The following is a 17,154-nucleotide window of genomic DNA, read 5'->3' on the forward strand; positions in this document are numbered from 1 at the left end:
ACACGTATGCTACATTACTTGATCGAAGTTTTGATCAGCGAGTATACTTCGCCCGCTGCGGTCGGTGTGAAATCGATATTGTCACGCACCGCGTAGTAGTTTTTCGGTGATGCCAGGAACAGGTTTGGTGCATCTGCTACCAGCATGGTTTGTGCTTCGTCATACAGCTTTTTGCGCTCACTCTGATCTACTGTCGTCAGTGCTTTTTGCACCAGTTCATCGTAGGCAGGGTTGGAGTAGTTCCACACGTTGGCAGAACCAGTTGTCGAGAAGAAGAAGCGCATGGAACGGTCAGCATCTACACCAGAAGTGTTGCGGCCTACCATCAAGTTCATGTCCTTGGATTTCCACGTATCGATGTAGTTCCCCCACTCAAGCTGGTTGATCTTCGCATTGATGCCAATTGCTTTGAGCTGTTGTTGAATCACTTGTGCCGTTTCTACCATGTCTGGGTAAGTTGCTGCTGTCTCGATTTGGGTCTCGAAACCATTTGGATAGCCTGCTTCCGCCAGCAATTGCTTCGCTTTTTCTACATCTGTTTTGTAGGTCGGATAAGTAGCAGGGTCCAAAGCCGAATTGGTCAACGCAGGCGCGATCGGACCAGTCAGAGTCGCTTCCCCTTTCCAAACAGTCTGGATAATTTGGTTACGGTCAACGGCATAGCTGATCGCTTCGCGCACTTTTGGATTGTCAAAAGGCTTTTTGTTTACGTTAATGCCCAGGTAGCTGTACTCCAGGGATTGGTAGTTTTTGATCTGTACGCCTGGCTTGCCCTCCAACAGCTTCGCTGAATCAGCAGACACCATGCTGATGTCGACTTTACCGGAACGAATCGCAGCGAGACGCTCCGCCTCGTCCTTCATGATTTGGAACTTGATGGACTCTACCTTTGGCAGTTCTTTATTGAAGTAATCCGCATTTTTCTTCAGCAGGACATATTGTCCCGACTCACTTTTTTCCATTTTGAATGGACCGGTACCGATTGCTTCCTTGGTCAGGTCAGTGGAGCCTGTTGGCACGATGGAAGCATAAGCACTTGCCGTGTTCGCTACGAACGATGCGTCTGCATTTTTCAGCTTGAAGACAACCGTTGTCGGATCTTTCACTTCAATTGCTTCTACGCTGGAAAAATACGATTTCGCGATTGAACCCGTGTCTGGATTCATGATTCGCTCAAAGCTGAATTTTACGTCCTCTGCCGTCATGTCTTTTCCGTTGTGGAATTTGACGCCTTTTTGCAGGAACATCGTGACCGTTTTTCCGTCTGGCGCAATCTCCCATTTCTCTGCCAGGTTCGGTACGATGTTCATGTTCTCGTCCAACTTGGTCAGGCTATCGTAAATGAGCGCATAGACCCGCAAACTGGATGCGGCTGGAACTTTGTGCGGATCGTAGCCCACTGGCTCTTGCTCGGCTGCCACGATCAGTTCTGTTTTTGCTTGTCCTTCTGCTGACTTGCCTTGCTCTGCGGGTGCTGTTCCTCCACCAGAACAAGCGGAAAGCACGAGAGACAATGATAGGAAAAAGCCTGCCAATACTCTTTTTTTCACGATGTTACCCCCTCTGTTGATCTCATGTTAGAAGCATATATTTCCTAACGGTACGGCCCTCTTCGCCCCTGTTACGGATGGCACATTGGATGGTCGTCCCATTAGTGTCTCATGACCCAAAATGGCAAAAGCGACGGCTTCCTTCGCATCGTCAGGCATCCCAAACTGCTGCGCCGTCATCACGGTCATTCCTGTCGGCAATTGACGCTGCAGCATCGCGAGAAGCGTCTGGTTATGAGCGCCTCCCCCTGAGACGATCACTTCCTCCACTTTGGTTGTTGGTAATACGAATTGCATATAGGCGTTCGCAATTGTCGTGGCAGTCAATGCTGTCACGGTTGCTAACAGATCCGTCTGACTAATCCCGAGTTGATTCGCATCATGAAACAGCTCTTGGGCAAAAGCTTTGCCGTATACTTCGCGACCTGTGCTTTTCGGTGGCTTGATCTGGTAATAAGGGTCCTGCAGCCATTTTTCCAGTAGCACTGAAGAGACGGTGCCACCAGCGGCCAGCTTGCCACCCTCGTCATACCTCATCTGTCCGTTGGTCATGAGCTGAACGATTTGATCCATGATCATATTGCCAGGGCCTGTGTCAAAAGCGACGACTTGATCGATAGCTACGCTTGCAGGGAGTAATGTGACATTGGCGATTCCACCGATGTTTTGCAGCAGTCTGCCTTTTTGCGGATGGCGGAACAAAATATAGTCCGCATACGGAACAAGCGGTGCTCCTTCTCCATCAGCAGCCAAGTCTCGAGCGCGGAAGTTTCCCACTACCGGAATACCCGTACGTTCTGCCAGCGTGGACAGCTCACCGATTTGCAAGGACGCTCTGACCTCTGTCATTCCTCGTGGTCCAGGAAATGGCGCGCGCCCGGCAATATGCCAAATGGTTTGTCCGTGCATACAGACTGCATCTACTTCGGCTGTCGTGACACCAGCTTTCTGCATCAATTGCTGTACCGCATAGGCATACCATTCAGATAGGCCGTAATGAACCGCAGTCAACTGATCCACTCTCGCTGTCTCTACACTACACAGATTCATGACCCACTCACGCAAGTCATCGGAGTAAGGCATATAAAAAAAATCGCGGAGAGTCACCTTTTCGATCTCGCCCTGTTCATCTGTGCGGATCGCTACGAGTGCGGCATCAATGCCATCTAGCGAAGTACCCGACATGAGGCCGATGAGTACATGCTCATTTTTCGCACGATAATCGAGCAATTTTGCAGGTTGATCCATGTCAAAAGCCCCCATTTGAGAATCGAGAATCGTTGAAAAATTCGTTCCTGTTATCGCTTTCATTATATGTAGCAAAATTACACAAGTCAATCGATTATTAGTAAATTTTATTTCTCGAAACAACAACCATGCACAGGTCTCACCCCGTTCAAGCTGTCACAGCAATAGCCCGTTCTATTGAGAAAAAACCGGGATGTTATGGGGATGTTTTCCTATTAAAAAGTTTTATATATCAGCCAATGATTCTGTCCACAAACACAAACAAGCCGAACCTTTATACATAGGCTCGGCTTGTCTTCATATGCAAGAATCGTATTACGCAAACAAACTGATCAGGTTTCCATCCGGGTCTTTCACAATGGCATACCGCTGGCCCCAAAAAGCATCCCACGGCTCACGGTGACTCTCGTAGCCATGTGAAACGATTTTCGTATACAACGCATCAAGCGCCGCAGCATCCTCACACAAAAAAGCCAGCTCAATCCGATGCCCGACAGGTACTTCCCATCCTCCATACACACTCTTGGCCACTTCCATTGTATCAAAGGCCAAACGAACACCGTCCTGCGCTACCTCCACATGAGGCTCGTCATTTGCTACCTCGGGAATATCGAAACCGAGTACTCGATAGAAATCCAACGCTGTTTTCATGTCCTGTACGACTATCCCTACCATATCAAGCTTGATTCCCACATCACTCACTCCTGTTCGCTCTTGATTTCTTGCTGGACGCGCTTGGGCAGCTTTTGGAGCACCGTTTCGTACGCATGCGCGATCATCTTTTCCCATAAGCCTTCGGGAATGTCAGCGTCCAAGTAGATCGAATTCCAATGGGATTTATTCATGTGATAGCCAGGTACGATCCCTCCGTAGGTCTCGCGCAATTCCTCCGCACGCATCGGATCGCATTTCAAGGTGAGGATGCGAACACCTTTGGAATCGCCTCCGATCATGGCAAATATTTTGCCTCCAACATGGTAGCGATCGCATTCCCAATCCATCTGATAGTCATGGGTGGCACCTGGCTGCTTCCGGCAGTATGTATCTAATGTTTGTTCATTCACATGAATTCACCATCCTTTCTTTAGGGTAACGCGTCTCGCAAAAAGAAGATTGTAAAAAACGGACAACTTTTCGATCCTATCGATTCGTACGATCTGGCGAGACAATTTTACTTGGAGCTTCACCGTAAAAAGTGTGAAAGCTCTTGATCAAGTGCGACTGATCGTAATAGCCACATTGGAGAGCTGCATCTGTAAACGAAGTCTGTGTTCCCTTTGCCAGCATTTGCAGCAGCCCTTGAAATTGAATGATTCGTCCCAGTTCCTTCGGGCTCATTCCCAACTGGTGTTGAAACGTCCTGCGCAAGGTTCTCTCGCTATAATTCACTTTCTCGGCAAGCGCGGCCATGGAAAGATTTCCTCTGTATTCATATAAATAGTTCATGCTTGTCAAAAGCAACTGGTCTACCGGATCATCTATCCACAATCGTTTGATAAGCTCCTGCTCCAACCAAGCGATCCGCTCCGCCGTGTCGGAAGCCTCGAGCAAGCCTTCTATCACCTGATCCGCCTCTTTGCCCCAGATGTCTTCCAGATTGGGATGATGCCCGTTGATCATGGCGACCGGATAGCGTAAAAAGCGAGCTGCTCCCTCAGCGTAAAACCGAATGCCGATCAAGGATTGTGGTTCGGTCAATGGGATAACCTCGTACGTCCTCATCAGTCCCGTTAGAAATGCCCCATTCTGATTGGAAGTGGCACCGAGATTGAAAATGATATCGACGCATCCATCGGGTATGACTCGGCTTGTAAGTGCTATCCCTTTGCCGTCGTACTCTGAGGTCCAGTAGCAGGCTATATAGTTCACCAGACATTTGCTGGGCATGTACTCTTGGTAGCGATAGGCATTTTGGGCGCTCGCTCGTTGCAGAGTCGGAGTTTGCACCGGACGGAATTGCCGCATTATTTTCGCCATCCTTCTCCTATGATTAGAACATATATTCCCCCATAATCCTTTAACTCCTTCTTAAGTCCTTGGCAATTTTTGAAAAACGTCCCCTTTCAAAATAAAAACGGTCACGATCGCTTCTGCATATGCTGGGACGAATGGATTTTTCGTAAAGTGAGGTGCATGATGTGATCTCCTCCTCCAAGTGGAGCCTTCATCAGTTCTTTTCAAAAAGTCCTTACCTTCGCCCTTACCTACCGCCTACTTCTTTATATCAGCCCGCAAGTTTGGACTCGTATGTAGCGCAGTATTCTACCGTCTATATCAAACCGACGAGAACCCATATGGGGAAAGGCATTATCCGTGTCTGGAAAACGGATGGCGAGGGCTATCAATTTGTCAAGGAGCGCGGAGAACCTATGCATGCAGAGTCTTTGGCTAACTTGAAGCAGCAGCTCGCCGCGCAGTGTACGGAAAAAAAATACGTGATTCAAAAAGGACTGGATTTAGCTGAAATTGACGGCCGCCCCTTTGATATTCGCGTCATGATGATGCGCAATGGCTTGGGCAAATGGCAATATGCCGGCATGCTAGCCAAGGTAGCCGGTGCCGACAGTATCATTACCAATGTCGCTCGCGGCGGCGGATATGCCGTCACAGTCCCGCATGCCTTGAAGAAATCAGAGGCAGTCGCGCCCGACAAAATAAAAAGTGTCGTCTCTCAGTTGATCCAAATCAGTCACCGTGTATGTGCCCACTTTAATAAATATCGGCACAGTGCGCAAATCGGCGTTGATTTTGCCATTGATAAAGCAGGAAACCTCTCCATTATTGAGGTCAATTACGACTTTCCATCCCACGGGCTGTTTGCCAAGCTCAAAGACAAGACTTATTACCATACGATTAAAAGACTTCACTCTCAGTACAAAAACCGCGCGAAACGAAAACAGAGGAAGGCATAATCGCCCTCCTCTGTTCGTTTGATTCGTGTATTTGTCTTATTCGTGTGCCAATGTTCCTTTTGTCTCCAGCATGGAGGTGCAGTTCGGGCAACGTGTAGCCTTGATCGGAATCGCCGAGATGCAATGCGGGCACTCTTTCGTTGTCTCAGGTGCTTTCTCCACTTCTTGCTTGCGTTTGAAACGGTTGAGCTGCTTGATGACGATAAAAATGGAAAAGGCGATAATGACAAAATCTAGGACGGAATTGATGAACAACCCGTAGTTCAGTGTCGCAGCTTTAGCTAATTTTGCTTCAGCGATCGTCTTATAAGGAACTCCGCTCAAATTGATGAACAAGCCGGAGAAATCGACCTTGCCCAAAAGCATCCCAATCAATGGGGTAATGATGTCATTGACAAGCGAGGTCACAATCTTCCCGAAAGCCCCACCGATCACGACACCGACAGCGAGATCCATCACATTTCCTTTTAACGCAAACTCTTTAAACTCTTTTAACACAATACCTACCTCCTAATTTCCTAATACATTCTGTAAAAAATGACCGACAAAGCGCTCATGGTCAACCTCCAAGCACACGTCCACATTCGGCGGCTGCGCTGGATGTTCCCGTCTGTCCCCAATCGTACGGGCATCACTGGCTCCCCCGGACGTATCTACCGCAACATGCATTGAGACTGACTTCACAAACGTCGGATCAATGACGACACCTACCGCCAACGGATCATGCAGACCGCAGCCGCGCAAATTACCCACTGTGGCGTAGGCATTCATGTACACCTCGCACATATCCGCGAAAACATGACTCAAGCGTGTATCCTTCGCTCTCCATTCCTGCAAGTGTTCGCGGGTAAGCAGCGTTTGCATCGTCACATCCAGGCCTACCAGCGTCACTGGAATACCAGACTGGAAGACATACGCTGCCGCTTCCGGATCGGCGCAAATATTCGCCTCCGCTACAGGCGTGCGATTCCCCGGCACCGTTACAGCGCCTCCCATCACGACTACTCGTTTGACAAGGGATACGATCTCTGGAGCAGCCATAATCGCCTGCGCCAGATTCGTCATGCTTCCGACTGTCACGAGTGTCAATTCGTAAGGATGTTCCTTTATCGCAGAGATGAGATATTGTATGGCACACTGTGGCTGAGCCGTTGTCGAAGGTTCAGGAAGGACGACATTGCCTAGCCCGTTTTCACCGTGGAACAGCCTTGCTTTTCCTGTGAGGTCGCGAACAATCGGCTTCGATGCCCCCTGATAGACAGGAATCGTAGAGGCATCCAGCAGCTCTAGCACCTGTAAGGTATTGCGTGTTGCTTCCTCCACCGTAATATTGCCAAAAGTCGTGGTAACCCCACACACTTCAAGAGCAGGCGAGTGAACGGCATATGCAATCGCCAGCGCATCATCAATCCCGGTATCTACATCCAAAATGATTTTTTCCATGCGCTTATACCCCTCCCTGATCCAAAACGGTTTGCAGCCAGCGCTCTGCCTCTGCCATCTCAACCTCAACGCATACGGCGGTATCGGTTCCTACACTCGGTTTCGCCCGTAGATCGGCTAGAGTGGCACCCCGTGACAATTCGCTTTTACATTCGACTGAGAGCTTCATCTGCTCCGTCCGCATCTTTTCAGGCGAGAGAGCCGCGAGCATCGCTACCCATGCATGGAGCGAACGAGCAGAAGCGGCGAACTGCATGTCTGACATCGTCGTTCTATCGATCAAGCCAACTGCTTGTGCGAGACTGCTCAGCGTATGTACTTGCTCTTCCGTCAAACGAAACGAGCTGGTTGTATCTACTGGAACAAGCACAAGCGGCAAGCGGGCTGCCAAAACGAGCGCAGCTGCTTCCGGATCACCATACATGTTTGTTTCAGCAATGGCCGTAACATCTCCTGGTACACGTATGGCTCCACCCTGCACCACGATTCTCGTAAATTTATGCGCCAACAATGGATCACGCGCGACAGCCATAGCTAGCGTCGTCAAACGGTCAAATGTCACGAGCGTCAAGTCACTTTCCTCATCTTGCGTGTTTTCTGCAAGGAGCCGTACACCTTCAGAGGTGGTCGTCTCTATCGTTCCCGAGAAAAGCGGTTGCTTGGCACCTGTAACGATTGGAATTTCATAGCCTGGCTGTGCAAAATCAATCAGCTTGCTAGCCAAGCTTGACTGCGTGTCTCTGCAAATGATTCCTGCCACTTGAACATCAGGCGACCGCAAAGCATACAGCAAGGCCAGCCCTTGACCAAATCCACCGCAAAACTCGATGATCAACCGGTGTTTTTTTGCCACAATCTCATCTCCCGCTTCTCGCTATTGCCATTTGTCAAAACTGCTTTTCCTATGCTATCCAAATCAGCAGCAACCGTCAAATATCCAAATGCTCATCTCTACCTTCTCTTCTCTTGCATCGAACGGATAACTATTTTACACTTATTCATAACTTCGACAAAAATCGCCATCACGCAAGACTAATGCGCCAAGCCATGCAAAAGGAGAAGAACGGTCATGCCTTCGTTGAATCACCCAACCATGGATGCTATTTCTCTCGTGAAAAACCAACTGATCCAAGCGATTGTGCAGCACCAAACGAAGCCTTATCTGCCTGTTTGGGGAGAAATGTTTACAGCGTTGCGGGAAATCCGAAAGGCAGGCCAGCATTCACAGAAAAATATACACGTCTATTCTATTGAGCCGACAGGCGATCTCTGGTATTTGTACCGAGAGAATGTATTTTCTGTCGATCTGCCCGGGATGGGCATCACGATTTCTCTCACACAGGAGCAATTTATTGATGCCTTGCTGAAAGGCAGCTTTCAACCTACCCTATCGATAACAAAGCCGTCATGAAAAACGGCTTTTTTTCATGCATTTTGAACAAAAAAAAGCCCCAAGATCAAATCTTGGGAGAGAGTAGTACGTTGTATTCACGTGAATGAACTTATTTTATATCCAACTACTCACTCATTCCAGTTGTATATTCAGGTAATTGTACCTATTATATCCTATGAGTAAAAATGCTGTCGAAAACGAACATTTGTACAATCATAAAAAAAAGAGGCGGCCCTTCTGCACAGATTGGGTGCCGCCATCCCGAACTTCCCCAAGTTCGTTCATATTGGAATTGTACTATGAAACAGTCCTATCGAAAAGTGTCAGGTTTTGTTTTCCTGTGAATTATTGCAAATCCCTGACGCCTGCTCGGGCCATCAGGGATCATTCTATTTGCTATCGTTGTTGAGCACATCAGCAGCTCTTGGTCCAAAAATGATATACAAATAGACATATTGGCTGACGCTAACTCGAGGAAAGACGAACGCAACACTGGTCTTGCCCTCTTGTTGTCTGACAAAATAACGCAATTTGCTTGTTTTGATCCTTTTCACAATACGTGTTGCTTCTCGCCATGGTACGGAAAATTGAACGCTTTTTTCCATCAGCTCCAACACCTCTCACGGCTAGTATGCCCGGATTGGAAAAATTACACACTCACTCATACCGCAGTGCATCAATTGGTTTGAGCTGCGCTGCTTTTCTCGCCGGATACACACCAAAAATGACTCCAACCAATGTAGAGGTCAAAAACGCATACATGATCGGCGACAGACTAATGGAGGTCGCCATCTGACCGAGCTTGCTAACCAAATACGCAGCCCCTACCCCTAAGGCAATACCAATCACCCCGCCAATCAGGCTAAGCGTAACCGCTTCGATCAAAAACTGACGGAGAATATCTCCCCGCTTGGCTCCAATCGCCTTGCGAATCCCGATCTCCCGTGTCCGCTCCGTGACGGATACAAGCATAATGTTCATGACGCCTATCCCGCCAACAATCAGCGAGATGGCAGCAATGCCAGATAAAAGTGCGGTCATCGAGCTGGATACTGACTGTGCCGTACTTAAAATGTCTGACTGGGACGTAATGCGGAAATCATCGGCAGCTTGTGGCCGTAGTTTGTGATTGGCACGAAGGGCTTGCTGAATATCTTGTTGCGCCTTCTCCATCAAGTCCGACGATGCTGCCGAGACGTAGATCGAGCCCACGTTTTTATCTCCGGTCAACCTGTTCATCGCAGTAGTAATCGGAATGATGATCCGATCGTCGTTGTTCGTCATGCCTGAACTTCCCTGGCTCTGCAATACGCCGATGATCGTAAACGGAATCCGGTTGATCTGAACGGTTTGCCCTACTGGATCCGCTCCTTTAAACAGGTTGCTGACCACCTCTGTCCCCACGACTGCCACGTTGTATTGCATCTTCACTTCAAAGTTACTAAAGAAACGCCCTTGTCCAACTTCTACATTCCTCACCTGAGGGAAATCAGCTGACGTCCCCTCGAGCGTACTGGAATAGTTATTGCTTCCCCAGACAATCTGCCCCCGCGAATTAACGCTGGGAGCCACACCCGAAATGGACTCTTTTTGCATCAAGGTTTCTGCATCTGCCATCGTCAGCGTATTCAGTGAGCCAGCCCCAAGGCTTACCCTGCCTTGTGTCGCCTGACCAGGTGTGACAATCAGCAGGTTGCTCCCTAAACCATTGATCTGCGAAGCAACAGACGTGGAAGTCCCTTCTCCGATCGCCACCATCGCGATAACAGCTGCCACACCGATGATAATTCCCAGCATCGTGAGAACGGAGCGCAAGCCATTTGCCCTAATGCTGCGAAATGAAATGCGTACACATTCAATAAAGCTCATCTGCTCTACCCTCCATCGACACCCTCCTGCGATCCTCCACCACTTCATCCGCGATGATTTGCCCATCAGGAAACCGGACAATCCGCTTGGCATACTCCGCAATATCAGGTTCATGTGTCACCAAAATAACCGTCTTGCCCGCATCGTTCAGCTTTTGAAAAATACCCATGATCTCTTCACTCGTCTTCGTGTCCAGCGCTCCTGTCGGCTCATCTGCCAGCAGGATGACCGGATCATTGACGAGAGCTCGCGCGATTGACACACGTTGCTGCTGCCCACCTGACAGCTCATTGGGCTTGTTGTTCAACCGTTCTGCCAGTCCGACACTCGTTAATGCCCGGATGGCTTTTTCTCTTCGTTCCCGTGCAGACGTGCCTCCATATAATAGAGGCAGCTCTACATTTTCAACTGCGGTTGTACGTGGCAGCAGATTGAAATTTTGAAAAACAAAGCCGATTTTCTGATTGCGGATGACCGCCAATTCATCATCATGTGCTTGTGATACAGGATAGCCGTCTAAAAAAAATTCCCCCGAGGTGGGCTTATCCAGACAGCCAATCACATTCATCATGGAAGATTTGCCTGAACCCGAGGGCCCCATGATTGCCACGAAATCCCCTTCCTCAATCGACAAGCTGACACCCCTGAGCGCATAAATCTCCTGATCTCCGATGACGTACTGTTTTCTCAGCTCTTCTATTTGAATGACCGCTTTCATCTGCCTACCGTCCCCTTATCTGGACGCCCATTCCGCCGAATCCCGGCATACCGCCGCCGCCCATTCGATTTCCATTTTGACTCGTTCCAGATGAGGTCTGTGTATTCACGAGGATGACGACACGCTCTCCCTCGGTAAGCCCCTCCGTCACCTCTACCTGATCGGCAGTGAAGTATCCCATTTTGATCGGTACAAATCGATACGGCATATTCGCTCTGCCCTCTTTGCCTCCACTGCGGTTATTCGCTTGCTTCGTCTCAGCCTGATTCCCTTCAGCTCCTTCACCAGCTTGTTGTATAGCAGCATCCTTTAGTACATACACGCCATCCTTGCCATTTTGCGTTTGCAGCGCTTGCGCAGGTACCACGAGCACATTTTTATGGGTTCCTCGTTCGATCGCGACGTTCATCGTCATGCCGATCTTCAATTTGTTATCTTGGTTTGCCACAGACAAAAGCACATCGTAAGTGGTGACTCCAGCGTCGGTTTTCGCTTCCGGATAGATCAGCTTTACTTTTCCACGGAACGTCTCGTCCGCATAAGAACTCGTCGTAAACGTCACAGGCAAGCCTTCCTGCACTTTTCCGATGTCACTCTGGCTAATCTGGGCCAACACCTCTAAATCTCCGCTATTCGAATTATCCATGATAATGAAATCATTGCCGGGTATTTCGCCTACATTGCCATTCACCTGAACGATTACTCCGTCCATCGGTGCTTTCAAGGTGACAGCTCTCCATGCCTTTTGTGCTTGTTGCAGCCCCGCTTTTCCCTGTTCCACCGCTGCTTTTGCCGATAATACTGTGGCAGCATCAGGGCCTTCATTCGCTTCCTGCAACGCTTCTTGCGCTGTTTGATACGCAGCCAATGCCTGCTCTACCTTCACACTGGCCTGCCCTGTCGTCTGTCCGGCTGTCAATACCGCCGAGTTGTAATCGCGTTGGGCCTGATCCAACGAGGACTGGGCACTGTCGAATTCACTCTTGGCAATCGCACCTGCCGCAAACAAGGTCTGCTGGGAAGTGTACGTCTTCTGGGCACTCTCCAGGTTTGCCTTTGCCTTCTCCACGTCATTCGCCGCTTTTTTCCCGTCAATGTTTTGCTTTGCGAGCTCCCATTCGTTCTTGGTCTGATTGACGGCGGCTTGCAAAGACGTGATTTCTGCGGGACTCTTACGCTTTTGTGCCTCCTCTAGCTTGGCTTGCGCCGATAAAAGATTTGCTTCCGCATTGGTCACCTGGATCCTCGCTACGGAATCATCCATCGTTGCTAGAACTTCCCCTACCTTCACGGCATCACCAACGCCGACCTGAATAGTAGAGATCGCATCCTTGGCTTCTTCTGCATCAGAAAACGAGAGAGACGAGCGCTTGGAAGCCTGGACAGTGCCTGATGCCTGCACGACGTCTGAGATGTCTCCCCTTTTTACCGCCTCCACTTGAAAAGCGGCCTGCGCCGTTTGTGGGGGAAAAAACGACTGGTAGCCGAATATACCACCTGAAACGATCACAGCCCCGACAGCCAAAACTCCAACCATCCACCTTTTCTTGTTGCTTCCTACCTTCGAAAACAACTCTCTCTTTTTCTCCTTGTGAGTCACGCTCAGTCCTCCTACCGTCTACTTGATTGAAGACTTGTCTTTTTGGTTGCGACCACTATACGGAACGAATACGTCAGGGAAAAGTCAGATGAAGACACAAAAAAACGACCAGAGAACCAGGTCGTTTTTGGATCATGCCTATTTTATTTACGCAAAATCAACGTGAAGGTGCTGCCTGACGCTGTACTCTCCGTCAGGATCAACATACCTCCTAACGCTTGGGCAATCATTCTGCTAAAAGACAGACCAAGCCCCAGCCCACGGATGATGTGCTTCTTGTCCTCGCCTCGGTAGAATCGCTCGAATATCAAAGACTGTTCCTCTATCGGTATCCCACGTCCACTATCCTTCACATCAATGCGAACCTCATCGGCTGATGCAGATAGTGACACGACGATCCGCCCCTCCGATTCCATCGCTTGTGCTGCATTGTTTAGGAGATTGTACAGGATTTGCTGCACACGTAGCGGGTCGGTCTCTATCATGATCGGATCAAAGGTACTTTCGATGTGCAACCTGAGCTTTTCTTCTTCCTGCACAATTTTCCATTGGTGCGTAATCTCCCGGATCAGTTCCTGCATGTTTTGAGGTTGCCGGCGAATGCGAATGTCACCCACAGCAAAAGAGTTAAAATCGAGCAAATCCTCTATCATCTTTTGCAGACGTGTCGTTTCCTTCGTACAAATATCCAAAAACTCCTTGGCTTCCTCACCGCTCACAACCTCTTCCCTCACGGCTTGCACCAGCCCACTGATGGACGTAACAGGTGTTTTGAGTTCATGGGTCACCCCTGCCAATAGCTCGGTACGCATCATTTCCAGCTGCTTCAGTCTTTCTGCCATTTCTTCAAAGGAATGGATCAGCTCATACACTTCTTGTTCTCGCTTGTTTTTATCCAATTGAATCTCGTAGTTTCCCAGCACGATTTGCTTGGCAGCGTCTGCCACATCCTTAATCGGCTGAGACAGCTTTTTCGTCAGCAAATAAATGACGAGCCAGCCAAGCAAACCGAGACTCAGAAGCATGATCGCGAGCAATTGGAATTCGGTCATGCTACGTATCACCTGTTTTTGTGGGGTAAACAGCATGACCCATCCAACCACTCGCTCATCAACCTTAATGCTTTCCTTCACGAAAAGCACTTCGTCGCCCCGCGCAAGCTCAAACTGTGACAGGCTGTCATCCGCTTCCACCAGATCAGGCGCGATGCGCTTCAGTTCCCCAGAAAAAGGACCGGGTACGCCAAATACTGGTTGTTTGTGTTCATCTAAAATCATCATAATTGGCTTGTAATTGACTCCGAGTGATTCCTGGCGACTGTCCACTATACGAAACAAGAACGGAGCCATTTTTACCTTGCCTTCCACATCAACGACCCGATCCGCTACTTCCGCTGCCATCAGCCTCATAAAATCAAGACGTTTTTGTGTCTCGCTATAAGAAATCCAGTAGCTGGATGCAATCCCGATCACGAAAAGGCCGATACACAAGATGATCAAGTATCGCGTCGTCCAATAGCGAAACAAAGAGGTACGTTTTTTCTCACTCATATACACAAAGCTTGTATCCCAAGCCACGATAGGTACGGATTTCCCCTTCGGATGTCGGCCAATTCTCCAAAGATCGCCGGATGCGTTTGATAGCGAGGTCTACTGCGCGATCACTTCCTTCGTAATCCATCCCCCACACCTGCTCGATGAGCTGTTCTCTGGTGAATGTCTGGTTTTTGTATTGCGCCAAAAAAAGAAACAGGCACAAGTCCTTTGGCGTAAACGCCAGTTCGATGCCGTGCAGCATGACAGAATAAGCCTTGAAGTCGACTTTCAGACTGCCAAACTGCTTGACATGATTGCCTTCTATCAATTGTTTCGAGCGACGTAATACTGCATGTACGCGAGCGACCACTTCGTCGGCAATAAAGGGCTTAGTAATATAGTCATCGGCGCCTTTGTTCAAGCCAGCCAGCTTGTTATCGATTTGTCCCAACGCTGTCAGCATGATGACAGGACACGAGCTTTTCGCTCGAATATATTCGAGAATACTCCATCCGCTTCGCCCAGGCAGCATCACATCCAGCAAGACGAGCGTAGGATTGAGTGAATCAAACTTCCGCTCTGCTTCCTCACCGTTAAATGCCTGTTCGACCCGAAAGTTGTTTTTTTCCAAGTACGCCTTCAATACCCGAGAGATGGGTAACTCGTCTTCCACGATTAAGATGTTTGGCATTCTTCAGTACTCTCTCCCCTCTGCTCGGACTAGTCTCCCCTTTAGCGTAGGACATGAATATGTCAAGTAGATGTCTGGAAGGAAGCATACTTTGTAAGTAAAATAAAGAGACCTGAATGTAAATAGGGAGGTTTTTCTCATGAAACGCTTAACCGCGGAAGAAAAAAACGGTTTGTATAAAGCCATCAGCAATCGTCGCGATATTCGTAGCTTTCGTCAAGACCCTGTCGCCCCGGAAAAGCTCGCCATGATCTTGGCTGCTGCCCACCATGCTCCTTCCGTCGGATTCATGCAGCCATGGAATTTTGTCCTGGTAGAAGACGACGCAACCAAACAAGCTCTCGCAGAATGTGCGGATAAAGAACGCCGGGCGCTAGCCATCCACTACGAAGGCACGGGACGGGAGTCGACCTTTTTGGAGTTGAAAATTCAAGGGATCAAGGAAGCACCTGTCACCATCTGTGTCACTTGTGATCCTACACGTGGCGGAGACCATGTCCTCGGACGCAATTCCATCCCGGAAACAGATATTATGTCTGTCAGCTGTGCGATCCAAAACATGTGGCTAGCTGCCTACGCAGAAGATTTGGCGATGGGCTGGGTCAGCTTTTACAAGAAGGCAGATGTGCGTCGTATCCTGAACATACCGCCGCATATCGATCCTGTCGCATTGCTGTCGATCGGCTACACGGATCATTATCCAGAACGTCCACTCTTGGAGCTGCACCACTGGAGACAACGCGAGGACCTGCAACAGTTGATTTATCGGGAGCAGTGGGGGAACAAGGCGTAAGCCGCGACGAAAGACAAAAAAAGAAAAGGTTCCCGTTTCGAGCATGGGGACCTTTTTCTTTCAGGAAAGGAATATGAAATGAAAGAGATTCTCTTGAAATACCTTACTAGATTTACAACCCTTTCTGAAAAAGAGCAACGGGCAATCGTTGATGAAATCGTTACGGAGGAGTATAAAAAAGGAACGATACTCCTTCAACAAGGAGATAAACCCACGAAGTGTTATTTTGTATTAAAGGGATGTGTTAGACAGTATTCGATAGATGAATCAGGGAAAGAAGTTACATCCCAATTCTACACGGAAGAACAAACCATTGTGAATCTGGGTCAGCATAAGCTGGATCAGTCATCTGTGTATTTTTTAGCTTGTCTCGAAGACTGTACATTGGTCGTAGGTAATCTTGATACCGTAAGTGACATGTTCAGCAAATACGCACAATTGGAAAGCATGTCACGCAAGATGCTAGAAGAAAACCTTGGCGAGATACAAGATGAGTTCGCTTCCTTTATCGCTTCCACACCCGAAGAGCGGTATAAAACCGTTTTGCAGAAACGCCCTCACTTAATCGATCGTGTGCCCCAGCATCAATTGGCGAGCTACCTGGGCATGACGCCAGAGTCATTAAGTCGGATTAAAAAGAGGACCTCCACTAACAAATCGTAGCGGGTTGTCAGCTTCTTTGGGAGGCTACCCCTCCTTTCAACAGCAGCCAAATCCCAAAGCCCAACTCTCCCGCGATCATTGGCAATTGAAATATAGCTGTAAGCGTCGATATCATTCCGATATTTTGTGGAAAAAACAATTTGCTTAGGTTGATCACCATATAGCCTACGGAGGCCACCAACAGTAATAAGCCAATGACCCTCGGGATGTTTTCTGATTGGAAAGCCACATAACCGACAAGCATGAGATGCCCGCCAAAGATCATTAATCCAATGGACCAAATTGACTCAAATGCTTGCAAACAAAGCATCATTTGTGCTTGAAGCTGATCGATTGGAAATAGCCCCAATGGCTCCGTACTTTCCGAAAGGAGCAGCACAACAATCAGATTAAGCAAGGCTATTCCCAAAATAGCGGTATAGATCAAACGGAACCAAGCAGCGAGTAGTGACAGGTACGGATTATTCGGCTTGAGGAAGAGATAAAAAGCCCAAGCGACGACGATATCCGTGATTAGGATGATGACCCAACCGAAAATCTCGGCTTTGAACAGCATAGGGGATGACTTGATGTTCTGAAACGTTGCGTTGGCATCTCCTTGCACGACAAGACTTTCATGAGCAAAACCGTACGAAAAAAAGGAAGCAAGCACCATGATGAAAAGTGAAATACCAGCAATCAGAGCAGATTTTCTCTGAATCGATGGCTGGATGACTGAGACCGCCATAAGATCCCTCCT

The 17,154-nt window shown here is 48.7% G+C and carries 19 protein-coding genes; 4 read left to right on the forward strand and 15 right to left on the reverse strand.

Features of this window, described 5'->3' with window-relative positions; translation table 11 throughout:
• Positions 1-14 precede the first annotated feature (14 nt).
• From ACFVS2_RS12410 to ACFVS2_RS12430, 5 genes are all read right to left on the reverse strand, one after another.
• Positions 15-1,550, reverse strand: a complete 1,536-nt coding sequence (locus ACFVS2_RS12410) for an ABC transporter substrate-binding protein (protein WP_390234224.1) — start codon at positions 1,548-1,550, stop codon at positions 15-17.
• Between the two features lie 27 nt (positions 1,551-1,577).
• A complete protein-coding gene (locus ACFVS2_RS12415) occupies positions 1,578-2,798 on the reverse strand; it encodes an anhydro-N-acetylmuramic acid kinase (protein WP_390234226.1) in 1,221 nt (406 codons plus the stop codon).
• Between the two features lie 315 nt (positions 2,799-3,113).
• Positions 3,114-3,491 (reverse strand): VOC family protein, encoded by a 378-nt coding sequence (locus tag ACFVS2_RS12420; protein ID WP_390234229.1) that lies wholly within the window; start codon positions 3,489-3,491, stop codon positions 3,114-3,116.
• Positions 3,492-3,496: 5 nt separating this feature from the next.
• Positions 3,497-3,862: an MmcQ/YjbR family DNA-binding protein gene (locus ACFVS2_RS12425; protein ID WP_173619212.1), complete on the reverse strand. Its 366-nt coding sequence runs from the start codon at positions 3,860-3,862 to the stop codon at positions 3,497-3,499.
• 76 nt (positions 3,863-3,938) lie between these two features.
• Positions 3,939-4,763 carry an AraC family transcriptional regulator gene (locus tag ACFVS2_RS12430; protein ID WP_390234232.1) on the reverse strand — a complete coding sequence of 275 codons (825 nt, stop codon included), beginning with the start codon at positions 4,761-4,763 and terminating at the stop codon, positions 3,939-3,941.
• Between the two features lie 173 nt (positions 4,764-4,936).
• On the opposite strand from ACFVS2_RS12430, the gene ACFVS2_RS12435 reads away from it, so the two are divergent.
• Positions 4,937-5,710: a YheC/YheD family protein gene (locus tag ACFVS2_RS12435; RefSeq protein WP_390234235.1), complete on the forward strand. Its 774-nt coding sequence runs from the start codon at positions 4,937-4,939 to the stop codon at positions 5,708-5,710.
• A gap of 36 nt (positions 5,711-5,746) precedes the next feature.
• Here ACFVS2_RS12435 and mscL read toward each other — a convergent pair whose 3' ends face one another.
• The 3 genes from mscL to ACFVS2_RS12450 are packed head-to-tail and all read right to left on the reverse strand — an operon-like array spanning position 5,747 to position 8,006.
• Positions 5,747-6,208, reverse strand: a complete 462-nt coding sequence (gene mscL, locus ACFVS2_RS12440; RefSeq protein WP_017250903.1) for a large-conductance mechanosensitive channel protein MscL — start codon at positions 6,206-6,208, stop codon at positions 5,747-5,749.
• Between the two features lie 12 nt (positions 6,209-6,220).
• On the reverse strand, positions 6,221-7,153 hold the full coding sequence (locus tag ACFVS2_RS12445) for a nucleoside hydrolase (protein WP_390234237.1): 933 nt from the start codon (positions 7,151-7,153) through the stop codon (positions 6,221-6,223).
• 4 nt (positions 7,154-7,157) lie between these two features.
• On the reverse strand, positions 7,158-8,006 hold the full coding sequence (locus ACFVS2_RS12450; protein ID WP_390234239.1) for a nucleoside hydrolase: 849 nt from the start codon (positions 8,004-8,006) through the stop codon (positions 7,158-7,160).
• 216 nt (positions 8,007-8,222) lie between these two features.
• Between ACFVS2_RS12450 and ACFVS2_RS12455 the strand changes: the two genes are divergently transcribed.
• Complete coding sequence (locus ACFVS2_RS12455) at positions 8,223-8,564, forward strand: hypothetical protein (protein ID WP_390234242.1); 342 nt, start codon at positions 8,223-8,225, stop codon at positions 8,562-8,564.
• 371 nt (positions 8,565-8,935) lie between these two features.
• Here the strand turns inward: ACFVS2_RS12455 and ACFVS2_RS12460 are convergent, their stop codons facing one another.
• The 6 genes from ACFVS2_RS12460 to ACFVS2_RS12485 all read right to left on the reverse strand — a co-directional run bounded on the left by ACFVS2_RS12460 (position 8,936) and on the right by ACFVS2_RS12485 (position 14,959).
• Entirely contained in the window at positions 8,936-9,151 is a 216-nt protein-coding gene (locus ACFVS2_RS12460; RefSeq protein WP_017250899.1) for a hypothetical protein, read from the reverse strand.
• Positions 9,152-9,203: 52 nt separating this feature from the next.
• Positions 9,204-10,415: an ABC transporter permease gene (locus ACFVS2_RS12465; protein ID WP_390234244.1), complete on the reverse strand. Its 1,212-nt coding sequence runs from the start codon at positions 10,413-10,415 to the stop codon at positions 9,204-9,206.
• Entirely contained in the window at positions 10,402-11,133 is a 732-nt protein-coding gene (locus ACFVS2_RS12470) for an ABC transporter ATP-binding protein (protein ID WP_390234246.1), read from the reverse strand. Before ACFVS2_RS12470 ends, ACFVS2_RS12465 begins: the two co-directional genes overlap by 14 nt.
• Positions 11,134-11,137: 4 nt before the next feature.
• Complete coding sequence (locus ACFVS2_RS12475) at positions 11,138-12,733, reverse strand: efflux RND transporter periplasmic adaptor subunit (RefSeq protein ID WP_390234248.1); 1,596 nt, start codon at positions 12,731-12,733, stop codon at positions 11,138-11,140.
• A gap of 143 nt (positions 12,734-12,876) precedes the next feature.
• Positions 12,877-14,310, reverse strand: a complete 1,434-nt coding sequence (locus tag ACFVS2_RS12480; RefSeq protein WP_390234250.1) for a HAMP domain-containing sensor histidine kinase — start codon at positions 14,308-14,310, stop codon at positions 12,877-12,879.
• Positions 14,276-14,959, reverse strand: a complete 684-nt coding sequence (locus ACFVS2_RS12485; protein ID WP_390234252.1) for a response regulator transcription factor — start codon at positions 14,957-14,959, stop codon at positions 14,276-14,278. The genes ACFVS2_RS12480 and ACFVS2_RS12485 overlap by 35 nt, the downstream gene beginning before the upstream one ends.
• A 139-nt stretch (positions 14,960-15,098) precedes the next feature.
• Here ACFVS2_RS12485 and bluB point away from each other — a divergent pair, with 139 nt between their 5' ends.
• Both bluB and ACFVS2_RS12495 read left to right on the forward strand, forming a co-directional pair.
• Positions 15,099-15,752 carry a 5,6-dimethylbenzimidazole synthase gene (bluB, locus tag ACFVS2_RS12490; RefSeq protein ID WP_173619224.1) on the forward strand — a complete coding sequence of 218 codons (654 nt, stop codon included), beginning with the start codon at positions 15,099-15,101 and terminating at the stop codon, positions 15,750-15,752.
• Positions 15,753-15,830: 78 nt separating this feature from the next.
• Positions 15,831-16,415: a Crp/Fnr family transcriptional regulator gene (locus tag ACFVS2_RS12495; protein WP_390234254.1), complete on the forward strand. Its 585-nt coding sequence runs from the start codon at positions 15,831-15,833 to the stop codon at positions 16,413-16,415.
• 7 nt (positions 16,416-16,422) lie between these two features.
• Here the strand turns inward: ACFVS2_RS12495 and ACFVS2_RS12500 are convergent, their stop codons facing one another.
• A complete protein-coding gene (locus ACFVS2_RS12500) occupies positions 16,423-17,142 on the reverse strand; it encodes a DUF4386 domain-containing protein (protein WP_390234256.1) in 720 nt (239 codons plus the stop codon).
• Positions 17,143-17,154: the final 12 nt, after the last annotated feature.

This window comes from Brevibacillus sp. NPDC058079 (assembly GCF_042885155.1).
In the GTDB taxonomy this organism is placed as follows: Bacteria; Bacillota; Bacilli; order Brevibacillales; family Brevibacillaceae; genus Brevibacillus.